Raw genomic sequence first — 13590 nt, forward strand, 5'->3', positions numbered from 1 at the left:
GAGCAATTAACGAATTCCAGTCTCGCTCGAGACCGGTATGTTGCAAAGCTATTTTCTAACAAGCTCCTGAAATACCCCGCGATTAGCTTCGAAGCATGTCGCCGTTTGTCATTGTACACAATGGCACGCGCCTTGCTTCGTTAACCCATGCCCTTGGGGGAGAGACGGCAAATGGCGGACTCACCACACTCAGCAACGGTTATTGCCGAACCCGGCCCGATCGCGGTCGACTGGGCAGCGACGGCGCTCGTCATCATCGACATGCAGCGCGATTTCATGGAGCCCGGCGGCTTCGGCGAGACGCTCGGCAACGACGTGTCGCAACTGGCCAGCGCCGTCGCCCCGATCGCCGCGGTCCTGAAAGCCGCGCGCGAAACCGGGATGATGGTGGTGCACACCCGCGAGGGGCACCTGCCCGATCTCTCCGACGCACCGCCCGCCAAGATCGAGCGCGGCGCGCCGAGCCTGCGGATCGGCGATCCCGGTCCGATGGGACGCATCCTCATTCGCGGCGAGGCCGGTCACGACATCATTCCCGCGCTCTATCCGGTCGAAGGCGAGATCGTCATCGACAAGCCCGGCAAAGGCGCATTCTACGCCACGACGCTCGGCGCCGATCTCAAGGCGCGCGACATCGACACGCTGCTGGTCTGCGGTGTCACCACGGAGGTCTGCGTCAACACCACCGTGCGCGAAGCCAATGACCGGGGCTACCGCTGCATCGTCATATCAGACGGCTGCGCGTCCTACTTTCCTGAATTCCACGAGATGGGCCTGAAGATGATCAAGGCCCAGGGCGGCATCTTCGGCTGGGTCGCCTCATCCGCCGCAATCCTTGAAGCAATGACACTTTCTGAAAATGCACCGGAGACTTCCAACAAACTTGCAGCAGGAGCATCACGATGAGCACGACCGCGGGGACGTTTTCTAAAGATTCTGCCAGCAAATCCGACTTCAAGCCCGCGCTATGGACGCCGGGCGACTGGAATGCGTTTTTCGGCTTCGGCACCAACATTCTCGTCAACATGCTGGTGCTGACCGGCCTGCTGCGCTTCGTCTTGAAGATGCCTGACAACATCGTGTTCGGCCGCATTCTGCCGGCCATGGGCCTGATGATGTGCCTGTCGACGATGTACTACGCCTGGCTCGCCTACAAACTTGCGCAGAAGACCGGCCGCAGCGATGTCTGCGCACTGCCCTCGGGCATCAGCGTGCCGCATATGTTCATCGTCACCTTCGTGATCATGCTCCCGATCTCGATCACGACGGGCGATCCCATCAAGGGCTGGGAAGCCGGCCTCGTCTGGGTGTTCTTCCAGAGCTTTATCCTGATGATCGGCGGCTTCATTGCGCCCTGGATCCGCAAGGTGACGCCGCGTGCCGCACTGCTCGGGACACTGGCCGGCGTTTCTATCGCCTTCATCGCGATGCGTCCGGCGCTGGAAATGTTCATGACGCCGGTGATCGGCCTCACCTGCTTTGCCATCATCATGCTGAGCTGGTTCGGCGGCTATAAATATCCCAAGGGGATTCCGGCAGGCCTCGTCGCGATCGGCGTCGGCATGGTGATCGCCTGGGGCTCCAATCTCTTTGGCGTCGGTATCGGCGGCGTCAGCGTCGCCGGCGTCAAGGCGGCCTTCACCAATTTCGGCTTCTCGGTACCGATCCCGGCCTTCGATCACGTCTTCTCGGGATTCCAGTTCCTCGGCATCATCCTGGTCACCGCCATTCCCTATGGCATCTACGATCTGGTCGAAGCGATGGACAATGTGGAGTCCGCGGAGGCTGCCGGCGACGAGTATCCGACCACGCGCGTGCTGACCGCCGACGGCGTCGTCTCGCTGATCGGCTGCCTGATGGGCAACCCTTTCATCAACGCGGTCTATATCGGCCATCCCGGCTGGAAGGCGATGGGTGGCCGGATCGGCTATTCGGCAGCGACCGGCCTGATGGTGATCGTGCTGTCGTGGTTCGGCGTCATCTCGCTGATGCTGGCCGTCATCCCCGTGGTCGCGATCTCACCGATCCTGCTCTATATCGGCATGCTGATCTGCGCGCAGGCCTTCGAGACCACGCCACGTGAACATGCGCCAGCTATCGCGCTTGCACTCACGCCGCATCTTGCGGCCTGGGCCACGGTGCTGCTGTCAGGCGCACTCGGTGCCGCCGGCATGAATTTCGGCGAGATCCATTCGCCCGAATTCATCGCCAAGATGGGACAGAACGGCGTGCTGTTCCACGGCCTCGAAGTCATGGGCGGCGGCTCGATCCTGGTCGGCCTGGTGCTCGGCGCCATCGCGGTGTTCGTTATCGAGCGCAAATTCATCAATGCATCGGCCTTCGCTCTGGCCGGCGCCGTCCTGACCTATTTCGGCTTCATGCATGGCGAGGCGATCGGGATCGGCGGCGGATTGGGGGTGACGCCCGGCGTCGCTCTCGCTTATGCTCTTGTTGCAGCCGGGCTCTTTGCCGCGGACAAGTTCGGCGCAACCAGCCTGTCTTCTGTCCCGCAATCGGAGCCGCCACTTGCCGTGCCTGCTGAATAACATCGTCTCGACCTGCGGGTGGCACACCCGTGCCATCCGCAGCAGGTTCGCATCGTGAGTGAGTCCGTTCCCGAGACCAGCGTTCCCGAAACGATCGCCGCCATCGTCGCCGCGCATCGCGCTGGCACCGTGACGCCCGCACAGACAGTCGCCCGCAGCTATCAGCGCATCCGCGACCGCGGCGACACCGCGATCTTCATCACGCTCCGCGTTGAGGCCGAAGCGATCGCCGAAGCCGAGGCGCTCGCTGCGAAGGATCCTGCAACGCTGCCGCTCTACGGCGTGCCGGTCGGCGTGAAGGACAATATCGACGTCGCAGGTCTGCCGACCACCGCGGCCTGTCCCGCTTTCGCCTATAACGCAACGCGCGATGCCAGCGCCGTGGCGCGGCTGCGCGCGGCGGGCGCGATCATCATCGGCAAGACCAATCTCGACCAGTTCGCGACAGGTCTGGTAGGCGTGCGCTCGCCCTATGGCATTCCCAAGAATGCGATCCGCGACGATCTTGTGCCGGGCGGATCGAGCTCAGGCTCTGCCGTCGCGGTGTCCGCGGGCCTCGTGCCGCTGACGCTCGGCACCGACACCGCCGGCTCCGGCCGCGTGCCGGCGATGCTCAACAATATCGTGGGCCTCAAGCCCAGCCTCGGCCTGATCCCGACCGCTGGCGTCGTGCCGGCCTGCCGCACGCTGGATTGCGTGTCGATCTTCACGCTCACGGTGGACGATGCGGTTGCCGCGCTCGATGTGATGGGCGGCTATGACGCGCATGATCCCTATTCGCGCAAGCGGGTGCCGGGTTCGGTCACGGAATTTCCGAAGGGCCTCAAGCTCGGTGTGCCGCGCAATGGCCAGTTGATCTTCTTCGGCGACAAGGCCTCGGAGAAAGCCTATGCGGACGCGCTGAAGCGCTGGACGTCATTGGGCGCGACGCTGGTCGACTTCGATCTCGAGCCGTTCTATGAAACCGCGCGGCTGCTTTACGACGGTCCGTGGGTCGCCGAGCGACTGCTGGTGATCCGCGACCTGCTGGCATCTGCGCCGGATGCGATCCATCCCGTCACGCGCGAGATCACTATCGCCGGTGCACGCCAGAGCGCGACGGATACATTTGCGGCCTTGTACAAGCTGCAGGAGCTGAAGCGTGTCGCCGAACAGGCGTTCTCGGCCATCGACGCGCTGGTGCTGCCGACGGCGCCGACCGCCTATACGACGGCGCAGGTGCTCGCCAACCCCATCGAGCTCAATTCCCGGCTCGGCACCTATACCAACTTCGTCAACCTGCTCGACCTCTGCGGCCTCGCCATCCCCGCAGCGATGCGTGCCGACGGCATCCCGTTCGGCATCACTTTGCTGGCGCCGGGCGGCGACGACGCCTTGCTGGCCAGCATCGGCCGGGTGTTTCATGCCGATACCAAATTGCCGGTTGGCGCCAGGGCCCTGCCGCAGCCGGCGCTCGCGCCACTCTCCACCGAAGTCGCCGAGGGCGAGATCGCGATCGCCGTTGTTGGTGCGCATCTCTCCGGCATGGCCCTGAACGGCGAATTGCAGGCGCTGAATGGCCGCCTGCTGAAGGCCACGACGACAGCGCCGGACTACAAGTTCTATGCGCTCAACGGCACCACGCCGGCGAAGCCCGGCCTGCTGCGCGTAGCCGATGGTACGGGCGCGGAAATCGCCGTCGAAGTCTGGGCCTTGTCGGCAGCCAATTTCGGCAAGTTCGTCGCATCGCTGCCGGAGCCGATGTCGATCGGTACGCTGCGGCTGGCGGATGGCTCAAACGTGAAGGGCTTCCTGGTGGAAGCCAAGGCGACCGAAGGCGCGCGCGATATCTCGTCGTTTGGCGGATGGCGGGCTTATATGGCAAGCGTGAAGTAACTCATCGTCATGGCCGGACTTGTTCCGGCCATCCACGCCTTCCTTCGCGCCAAGACGTGGATGCCCGGCACAAGGCCGGGCATGACGGCGCTATAGTTGCGGGCATCGCGTTTACGCCGCCCGGATATTCCCCATGAACCGGTCGAGCTCGGCGCGCAGGCGCGCGCTTTCGCTCGACAGGGTCTGTGCCGAATTCAGCACCTGAGCCGATGCCGCGCCGGTTTCGGTCGCGCCGCGGTTGACGTCGACGATATCGCCGGCGACCTGCTGGGTGCCGTGGGCAACGCGCTGGACGTTCTGTGCGATCTCGCGCGTGGCAGCGCCCTGCTGCTCGACGGCGCTGGCGATCTCCGAGGCAATGCCCGAAATCTCGCCGATGGTGCTGCCGATCTGCTTGATCGCCGACACCGACTCCTGCGTCGCACTCTGCATGCCGGCAATCTGGGTCGAAATTTCCTCGGTCGCCTTTGCGGTCTGGCTGGCCAGTGACTTCACTTCGGACGCCACAACCGCGAAGCCGCGGCCGGCATCTCCGGCCCGCGCGGCCTCGATGGTCGCATTGAGCGCCAGAAGGTTGGTCTGTTCGGCAATCGCCGTGATGAGATCGACGACGTCACCGATGCGCTGTGCGGCCCGCGACAATTCGCCGATGCGAGCATCGGTCTGCTGCGCTTGCACGACTGCGCTGTCCGCGATCTTGCTGGAGGTCTGCACCTGGCGGCCGATTTCATTGACCGACAGCGAGAGCTCTTCGGTCGCGGTCGCGACCGACTGCATGTTCGAGGAGGCCTGATCCGATGCGCCGGCGACGCGGCTCGACAATCCCTCGGTGGTCTCGGCGGTGCGAGTCAGCGTGCCCGCTGCGGTTTCCAGCTGCCCTGCCGATGCCGACACGTTCGAGACGATCGCGCCCACGGCGGCCTCGAAATCGTCGGCAAAGCGGATGAGTTCGGCACGGCGCGCGGCACCGGCCTCGCGGCTTTGCTCTTCCTGCGTAGCGGCATCCCGCTCGGCCTTCGCGATGGCCTGTACCTTGAACTCTTCCACGGCGGACGCCATGTCGCCGAGTTCGTCGCGGCGGCCAAGACCCGGCAGCACGACCTCGAAGTCGCCGGCTGCGAGCTTGCGCATCGCTGCGCACATCGCGATCATCGGACCGGCAATGCTGCGGCCCAGCAGCAGCGCAAGGATGGCACCGACGATGAAGCCGCCAACGCCCAGCACCATCACTTGGCGCTCGGTATCGTGGATCGTGGTGTCGGATTCGGTTTCAAGACGCTGCTGATCGGACAGCAGATCCCCCTTCATCGCCGTCGACAGCTTGGTGATCGCTCCCGCCGTTTCCGACATCTCCTGAACGAGACCGTCGACCTTCTTGGTGTTCTCAACGAACTTGACGAAAGCATCAGCGTAGAGCTTCGTCTCCGCGGTGATCTCCTTCACCTTGTTGTTGATCTTGTCATCATTGGCATAGATCGTCGCAAACGAGTTCTGCAGGAACTTGATGCGGGCCGTTGCGGCATTCGAGGTCTTGTCCTCGGCCTTGCCTATATAGGTGTTCACGAGCGAGGTCGCGGTGATGAACTGGGTGGTGATTTCCTTGACCTGATCCTGCACGGAGGCAAGGCCGGCCATGGTCGCGGTGTCGCCGAGATCATCGATCTTGTTACGCAGCATCAGGCTGGTGCGCGACAACTGGCTCGACGCGATGGTGTCGTTCTGTCCCTTGACGGTGAGGATGTCGGCGAACACCTTGGTGAACGTAATGAATTCGCGGGACAGTTTGGTGATCTTGTCGAGCCGCGCGGAGTCCTTGGTCACCTTCATCGACTGGTCGATGGCGTCCTTCAGACTGGTTTCCGCAGCCTTCGCTGCCTTGGCATCCGCTTCATTGCTGGTGAGGACGTAATAGCGCGTCAGCGCCTGATAGGAGGTCAGTTCGCGGTCGATATTGCGGGCCAGACCGGACTCCGCAACGCTGGTGCGATACGACACCACGCCGGCCGAGATGCGCTCGAAGCCGACATAAGCGAGCACCATGCTGAGCGCGGATATGGCGAGTACGGCCGCAAAGCCCAGCGTCACCTTGGCGCGGAACCTGAGGGCAGGAAACTTAAAAGAAGCCGGCTTCTTCCGGACAAGCGTCGTCGTTGCCACGTGGGGCCCCCGTTCATCACTCCCAACATCCCGGTCATCGCGCGCAAGCGCGCGCAAAGCCGATGCCCAAACCTACGGCACATTGGCTAAGGACGAGTAAACGGATACCGGAACTTCTGGAGGTTGCGTGGAGCTGAACGGGGGATGCCCCCTCGGGAGGCTGTTGCTTTAAAGCTCCGTCATGCCCGCGCTCGTCGCGGGCATCCACGTCTTTGCCACAAGGAAGGCGTGGATGGCCGGGACAAGCCCGGCCATGACGGTGGAGGGGCGGGTGCTCTTCGAAGTCCCTACGCCGCCATCGCCGGCGGGGTCAGCGCCTGCCAGTTGTTGGCGAGCTGCAGCTTGGGCTCGGTGAGTGCCTGCAACTGCTCCAGCGTCATACCCTCGACCATCTCGCGCACGAACAGGCCCTGCTCCGTGACGTCAATGACCGCCAGATTGGTGTAGATGCGCTTGACGCAGCCCGGTGCCGTGAGCGGCAGCCGGCACTTCTTGAGGATACGCGGCTTACCTGACTTGTCGGTATGATCCATGATCACCCTAATCTCCTTGGCGCCGACCGCGAGATCCATCGCACCGCCGACACCGGGCGGGAAGGACGGATCTTCCGTGGTCCAGTTGGCGAGATCGCCAGCTTCGGAGACTTCAAAGGCGCCGAGCAGGCTGACGTCGAGATGCTTGCCGCGGATCATCAGGAACGCGTCGGCGTGGTGCATGAACACGCCGCCCTTGATCAGCGTCGTGTAGTTCTTGCCGGCATCGATCAGGTTCTCGTCTTCGGTGCCGGGCTCCGGCTTCGGCCCGAGGCCGAGAATGCCGTTCTCGCTGTGAAAGACCACCTCGCGCCCATAGGGCACGTAGCTCGCCGCCCGCGTCGGCATGCCGATGCCGAGATTGACATAGGCGCCTTCCTGCAGGTCCTGCGCGGCACGCCAGGCCATCTGGTCGCGATTGAGCGGCTTGTATGTTGCGGTCTTATCAGACGACGTCATGCCTTTGCTCCCACTACCACCACACGATCTATGAAAATGCTCGGCGTCACCACCGCTTCCGGATCGAGACTACCGAGTTCGACCATTTCATTGACCTGCACGACACTGAGATCGGCAGCCATAGCCATGATCGGATTGAAGTTACGCGCCGACTGGTCATAGACGAGATTGCCCCAGCGATCCGCCTTCTTGGCGCGCAACAGTGCAATATCGCCCTTCAGCGGCTTCTCGAACACATACAGCACGCCGTCGATCTCGCGGGTCTCCTTGCCCTCGGCAAGTTTCGTATGCGCCGTGACCGGGGAGAAGAAGCCGCCGAGCCCCGCGGCATGGGCATGCATGCGTTCGCTGATGATGCCCTGCGGCACCAGTTCGAGTTCCAGCGTCTTGGCACGATAGGCATTGAGGAAAGCGCTGTAGTCGCCGGAGCGCGGATAGGAACAGATCACCTTGGCTACGCGACCGGAATTGATCAGCCGGGCCAAACCAGTGTCGCCATTGCCGGCATTGTTGTGGACGATGGTGAGATTGGTCGCACCCTGCTCGTGCAGCGCCTCCAGCAGATCATCGGCAATGCCGACAGTACCGAACCCGGCCACCAGGACGACCGCGCCGTCCTTCACCCCAGCCACGGCCTTGGCCGGGCTGGCTACGCTCTTATCGATCACTCCCGAAAACTCCTCGTCGCGGAATTGTTATTGTCCGCAATCGCTTGCGGCCTTTATTGCGCCGCGACTAGAGCATCGCAGCTTGCGCATATAAAGGCACAAATTTGCAGGAGGGATACGCGTGACTTTCCCTTCGCCCGCGGCGCGCAGCTTCGCTGCGCTGGGAGAGAGGGGAGAAAGTCGCCCCACCAAATTCCTAGTTGCAAACTTTCCGGACCGCGCTTCTAATTGGAATAATTAAAAAATACCGGGAGGTCTGCGTGTCCACAGTGAAACTGACGGTCAATGGCAAATCTGTCTCTGCCACGGTCGAAGACAGAACCCTTCTCGTCCATTTGCTCCGTGAAAATCTCAATCTGACCGGGACCCATGTGGGCTGCGATACCAGCCAGTGCGGCGCCTGCATCGTGCATATCGACGGCAAGGCCGTGAAATCCTGCACCACGCTGGTCGGTCAGATCGACGGCGCCAATGTCACCACCATTGAAGGTATTGCCAAGGGCGACCAGCTGCATCCGATGCAGGCGGCGTTCCGCGACAATCATGGCCTGCAATGCGGCTACTGCACGCCTGGCATGATCATGTCGGCGATCGACATCGTGAATCGCCACGCGGGCGATCTCGATGAAGAGACGGTGCGCCACGAGCTCGAAGGCAATATCTGCCGCTGCACCGGCTACCACAACATCGTCAAATCGGTGCTCGACGCCGCCGGACGCATGAAGGTTGCGCAAGCGGCTGAATGAGCCGCGGCGCATTGATCTGAGCTGAGCCAACCGCGCCTTTCGATGGAAAGCGCGGACAATCAAAAACTCCGGCAGGGAGACCCATGAGATGGGCGTTGAAGGCATCGGCGCACGCGTTGCGCGCAAGGAAGACAAGCGATTCATCACCGGCCGCGGCCGTTATGTCGACGACGTCAAGATCGTCGGCCTCACCCACGCGCATTTCATCCGCAGCCCGCATGCCCATGCCAAGGTCAAAGGCATCGACGCCTCCGCGGCGAAGGACATGCCGGGCGTTGTCGATGTGCTGACCGCACAGCAACTGGTGGACGACAAGATCGGCAACCTGATCTGCGGCTGGGCGGTGTCTTCCAAGGACGGCACGCCGATGAAAATGGGCGCATGGCCGGCGATGGCCCCGGACACGGTGCGCTTCGTCGGACAGGCCGTGGCGGTTGTGATCGCGGAGACCAAGAACCAGGCGAAGGATGCGGCCGAGGCCGTGGTCGTGACTTATGAAGAACTCCCTGCCGTCAGCAGCATGACCGCAGCGCTCGCCTCGGGCGCGCCGCAACTGCATCCGGAAGCGCCGGGCAATGTGGTCTATGACTGGGCGATCGGCGACGAGAAGGTGACCAATGACGCCTTCAGCAAGGCCGCCAATGTCATCTCGCTGGACCTGACCAATAACCGTCTGGTGCCGAACGCGATGGAGCCGCGCGCAGCCGTCGCGGAATATGACGACGCAGAAGAGCATTTCACGCTCCATACGACATCGCAGAATCCGCATGTGGCGCGCTTGGTGCTGTCAGCGTTCTACAATGTGGCGCAGGAACACAAACTGCGTGTCATTGCCCCCGATGTCGGCGGCGGCTTCGGGTCGAAGATCTTCATCTATCCCGAGGAAATGGTCGCACTCTGGGCCTCCAAGAAAGTGCGCCGCCCGGTGAAATGGACCGGCGACCGCACGGAAGCCTTCCTCACCGACGCGCATGGCCGCGATCACATGTCCCATGCCGAGATGGCGTTCGACGCCAACAACAAGATCCTGGGCCTGCGGGTGAAGACCCACGCCAATTTCGGCGCCTATATGTCGCTGTTCTCGTCCTCGGTGCCGACTTATCTCTACGCCACGCTGCTGTCGGGCCAGTACAATATCCCGACCATCTATGCCGAAGTGATGGGTGTCTATACCAACACCACGCCGGTCGACGCCTATCGCGGCGCCGGACGCCCGGAAGCGAGCTATCTGGTGGAGCGGCTGATGGAGACATCGGCGCGGCAGTTGAAGGTCGATCCGGCTGAGCTGCGCCGCATCAACTTCGTCACCCAGTTCCCGCATCAGACGCCGGTGATCATGGCCTATGACATCGGCGACTTCGGCGCGTCGCTCGACGCGGCGCTGAAGGCGATCGACTATGCCGGCTTCCCCGCGCGGAAGGCCAAGGCGAAAGCAGCCGGCAAACTGCGCGGCCTCGGCTTCTCCTGCTACATCGAAGCCTGCGGCATCGCGCCCTCCAAGGCCGTCGGCTCGCTCGGCGCCGGCGTCGGCCTCTGGGAATCCGCGGAAGTTCGCGTCAATCCGGTCGGCACCATCGAAGTGCTGACGGGATCGCATAGCCACGGCCAGGGCCACGAGACGACCTTCGCGCAACTGGTCGCTGACAGGCTCGGCATCTCCGTCGATCAGGTGCAGATCGTGCATGGCGACACTGATAAAGTGCAGTTCGGCATGGGCACCTATGGTTCGCGCTCGGCAGCGGTCGGCATGTCCGCGATCTTCAAGGCGATGGAGAAAGTGGAAGCCAAGGCGAAGAAGATCGCCGCGCATCTGCTCGAAGCCTCCGAAGGCGACATCGTCATCGAGAATGGCGAGTTCAAGGTCGCCGGCACCGACAAGGCGATCGCGCTGCCGATGGTGGCACTCGCGGCCTATACCGCGCACAATCTGCCTGACGGCATGGAGCCCGGCCTGAAGGAAGGCGCGTTCTACGATCCCACCAACTTCACCTTCCCGGCCGGCGCCTATATCTGCGAGGTCGAGATCGATCCCGGCACCGGCAAGACCGACATTGTCGACTTCGTTGCGGTCGATGACTTCGGCCGGCTGATCAATCCGATGATCGTGGAAGGCCAGGTCCATGGCGGCCTTGCCCAGGGCATCGGCCAGGCGATGCTCGAAAGCGCTATCTATGACGACAACGGCCAGCCGGTGACGGCGTCGTTCATGGATTACGCCATGCCGCGCGCCGACGACGTGCCGTCGTTCCGGGTCTCGCATACCACGACGCTGTGCCCGGGCAATCCGCTTGGCGTGAAAGGCTGCGGTGAGGCCGGCGCGATCGGCTCATCGCCTGCGGTGATCAACGCCATTACGGACGCGCTCGGCCACAACAAGATCGAGATGCCGGCGACGCCCGGCCGTGTCTGGGAAGCGCTGCAATTGCAGCAGGCAGCGGAATAAGGGAGCAGCACGATGTACGAGACCACTTATCACCGCCCCGCCAGCATCGACGAAGCAGCGGCGCTGTTCGCCAAACATCCCGAGGCCAAGTATCTCGCTGGTGGCCACACGCTGATCCCCGTGATGAAGCAGCGTCTTGCGGCACCATCGGATGTCATCGACCTCGCCAAGATCAAGGACTTGATCGGCGTCGAGGCAACATCCGACGCGCTGATCATCAAGGCGGCGACGACCTATTACGACATCACGCAGAGCGCCGCAGCGAAGAAGGCAATTCCCGCCATCGTGCATCTGACGTCGGTGCTCGGCGATCCTGCCGTGCGCTATCGCGGCACCATCGGCGGTTCGATTGCCAATAACGATCCCGCTGCCGATTATCCCGCCGCCGTATTGGCGCTGAATGCCACAATCAAGACCAACAAACGCGAGATCAAAGGCGACGATTTCTTCCAGGGCCTGTTCTCGACGGCGCTGGAAGAGGACGAGATCATCACATCCGTGTCGTTCCCCATTCCGGCCAAGGCCGGCTACGCCAAGATGCGCCACCCGGCGTCGCGTTTCGCACTCACCGCGGTGTTCGTCGCCCAGACAAAATCCGGCGAAGTCCGTGTCGCAGCCACCGGCGCATCGCAGAGCGGCGTGATGCGCGTGCCGGCGATCGAAGCGGCACTGAAGGCGAACTGGTCGGCGGGAGCGCTGGATAGCGTAAAGATCTCAGCCGACGGGTTGATGGGTGACATCCATGGCTCGGCGGAATATCGCGCCAATCTCATCAAGGTGATGGCACAGCGCGCGGTGGAAGCGGCCGGCTGACATTCCATCAAACGGCAAAATGCGCGCGAGCACTGCGCGCATTTTTGTGCAGTGCCGCAGCATGGCCGCATGCAGGATTGCGGCCAAAAGCTTCTTGCCCTTGTCACCTCCAGCATAGACAGTTTCCGGCAAATCGGCCCGTCGCCATCGACGGCCAAGATCAGGCATGGGAAACACAAGTGCAGGACACCACCATCGCGTCGTCGCGACCACAGGCCAAAGCCACCGGCCCGCTCAAAGGCACACGCATCGTCGAATTCGCCGGCATCGGCCCCGGTCCGTTCGCCTGCATGCTGCTGGCCGATATGGGGGCCGAGGTGATCACGCTGGTGCGCCCGAAGCAGATGCCGAAAGGCGCTGCGTCACGCGGCCGCAAGGTCATCGAGGTCGATCTCAAGGACAAGGCCGCCATTACGCAGGTGCTGTCGCTGCTGGATAGCGCCGATGCGCTGGTGGAAGGCTATCGTCCCGGCGTGATGGAACGCCTCGGCCTCGGGCCGGATGTCGTCCTCGGCCGCAACAAGAAGCTGGTCTATGGCCGCATGACCGGCTGGGGTCAGGAAGGCCCGCTGGCGCAGGCGGCCGGTCACGACATCAACTACATCTCCATCACCGGAGCGCTCGCTGCGATCGGCGGCGCCGACAAACCCGTGCCGCCATTGAATCTGGTCGGCGATTTCGGCGGCGGCTCGATGTATCTCGTGATGGGCATGCTTGCCGCCATGCTGGAAGCCAGCCGCTCGGGTCAGGGCCAGGTGGTGGACGCGGCCATGTGCGACGGCGCGGCATCCTTGATCACCATGTTCTTCGACATGACTGCGGCCGGTCGCTGGAAGGAAAGTCGCGAGAGCAACATGCTCGATGGCGGCGCGCATTTCTACGGCGTCTATGAATGTAGCTGCGGCAACTTCATCTCGATCGGATCGATCGAGCCGCAATTCTATGCCGAGCTGCGCGAACTCGCCGGGCTTTCGGAGGCCTGCTACGACAATCACATGGACTCGACAAACTGGGCCGCGGTGAAGGACAAGCTCACCGCGGTGTTCAAGACCAAAAGCCGCGACGAGTGGTCAAAGATCATGGAAGGCACCGATGTGTGCTTCGCGCCGGTGCTGACCATGTCGGAAGCGACGAAGCACCCGCACATGGTGGCACGCGAAGTCTTCATCCAGCACGAAGGCGCGACACAGCCGGCACCCGCACCGCGATTCTCACGCACGCCATCGGCGGCACGGCCGGCAGTGAAGGTGGAGCTGGGTGATGCGGTGAAGGAGTGGGGATCGCTGTAGTTCCCTCCCCCCTTGCGGGGGAGGGTTAGGGAGGGGGTGCCACAAGCGCGGGCCTGAGTGC

10 protein-coding genes are annotated in these 13590 nt (G+C 62.9%); 7 read left to right on the forward strand and 3 right to left on the reverse strand.

What is annotated here, in order from left to right; translation table 11 throughout:
* The first annotated feature begins 171 nt into the window (after positions 1 to 171).
* Genes AB8A38_RS17565 through atzF form a run of 3 tightly spaced genes read left to right on the forward strand, consistent with a single transcriptional unit; the run spans position 172 to position 4421 of the window.
* Positions 172 to 906, forward strand: a complete 735-nt coding sequence (locus AB8A38_RS17565; protein ID WP_439086864.1) for a cysteine hydrolase family protein — start codon at positions 172 to 174, stop codon at positions 904 to 906.
* Complete coding sequence (locus AB8A38_RS17570) at positions 903 to 2546, forward strand: regulator (RefSeq protein WP_439086866.1); 1644 nt, start codon at positions 903 to 905, stop codon at positions 2544 to 2546. The genes AB8A38_RS17565 and AB8A38_RS17570 overlap by 4 nt, the downstream gene beginning before the upstream one ends.
* Before the next feature lie 54 nt (positions 2547 to 2600).
* Positions 2601 to 4421 (forward strand): allophanate hydrolase, encoded by a 1821-nt coding sequence (atzF, locus tag AB8A38_RS17575; protein WP_439086868.1) that lies wholly within the window; start codon positions 2601 to 2603, stop codon positions 4419 to 4421.
* A gap of 111 nt (positions 4422 to 4532) precedes the next feature.
* Here the strand turns inward: atzF and AB8A38_RS17580 are convergent, their stop codons facing one another.
* From AB8A38_RS17580 to AB8A38_RS17590, 3 genes are all read right to left on the reverse strand, one after another.
* A complete protein-coding gene (locus AB8A38_RS17580) occupies positions 4533 to 6578 on the reverse strand; it encodes a methyl-accepting chemotaxis protein (protein ID WP_439086870.1) in 2046 nt (681 codons plus the stop codon).
* 287 nt (positions 6579 to 6865) lie between these two features.
* Entirely contained in the window at positions 6866 to 7570 is a 705-nt protein-coding gene (locus tag AB8A38_RS17585; RefSeq protein ID WP_439086872.1) for a 3-oxoacid CoA-transferase subunit B, read from the reverse strand.
* On the reverse strand, positions 7567 to 8235 hold the full coding sequence (locus tag AB8A38_RS17590; RefSeq protein ID WP_439088548.1) for a 3-oxoacid CoA-transferase subunit A: 669 nt from the start codon (positions 8233 to 8235) through the stop codon (positions 7567 to 7569). The genes AB8A38_RS17585 and AB8A38_RS17590 overlap by 4 nt, the downstream gene beginning before the upstream one ends.
* 263 nt (positions 8236 to 8498) lie before the next feature.
* On the opposite strand from AB8A38_RS17590, the gene AB8A38_RS17595 reads away from it, so the two are divergent.
* The 4 genes from AB8A38_RS17595 to AB8A38_RS17610 all read left to right on the forward strand — a co-directional run bounded on the left by AB8A38_RS17595 (position 8499) and on the right by AB8A38_RS17610 (position 13529).
* The gene (locus tag AB8A38_RS17595; protein ID WP_068737631.1) at positions 8499 to 8984 is read left to right on the forward strand and encodes a (2Fe-2S)-binding protein; all 486 of its coding nucleotides are present in this window, start codon (positions 8499 to 8501) and stop codon (positions 8982 to 8984) included.
* 88 nt (positions 8985 to 9072) lie between these two features.
* Positions 9073 to 11427 (forward strand): xanthine dehydrogenase family protein molybdopterin-binding subunit, encoded by a 2355-nt coding sequence (locus tag AB8A38_RS17600; RefSeq protein ID WP_439086873.1) that lies wholly within the window; start codon positions 9073 to 9075, stop codon positions 11425 to 11427.
* Positions 11428 to 11439: 12 nt separating this feature from the next.
* The gene (locus AB8A38_RS17605; protein ID WP_439086874.1) at positions 11440 to 12240 is read left to right on the forward strand and encodes an FAD binding domain-containing protein; all 801 of its coding nucleotides are present in this window, start codon (positions 11440 to 11442) and stop codon (positions 12238 to 12240) included.
* Between the two features lie 179 nt (positions 12241 to 12419).
* Positions 12420 to 13529: a CaiB/BaiF CoA transferase family protein gene (locus AB8A38_RS17610; protein ID WP_439086875.1), complete on the forward strand. Its 1110-nt coding sequence runs from the start codon at positions 12420 to 12422 to the stop codon at positions 13527 to 13529.
* The last annotated feature ends 61 nt before the right edge of the window (positions 13530 to 13590 follow it).

The sequence above is a fragment of the Tardiphaga sp. 839_C3_N1_4 genome (genome assembly GCF_051811045.1).
Lineage (GTDB): Bacteria > Pseudomonadota > Alphaproteobacteria > Rhizobiales > Xanthobacteraceae > Tardiphaga.

Excerpts from the sequence above, each read along its gene's own strand:
- AB8A38_RS17565 (WP_439086864.1), top strand. The coding sequence starts at position 172 with ATGGCGGACTCACCACACTCAGCAACGGTTATTGCCGAACCCGGCCCG.
- AB8A38_RS17570 (WP_439086866.1), top strand. The coding sequence starts at position 903 with ATGAGCACGACCGCGGGGACGTTTTCTAAAGATTCTGCCAGCAAATCC.
- AB8A38_RS17585 (WP_439086872.1), bottom strand. The coding sequence starts at position 7,570 with ATGACGTCGTCTGATAAGACCGCAACATACAAGCCGCTCAATCGCGAC.
- AB8A38_RS17600 (WP_439086873.1), top strand. The coding sequence starts at position 9,073 with ATGGGCGTTGAAGGCATCGGCGCACGCGTTGCGCGCAAGGAAGACAAG.
- AB8A38_RS17605 (WP_439086874.1), top strand. The coding sequence starts at position 11,440 with ATGTACGAGACCACTTATCACCGCCCCGCCAGCATCGACGAAGCAGCG.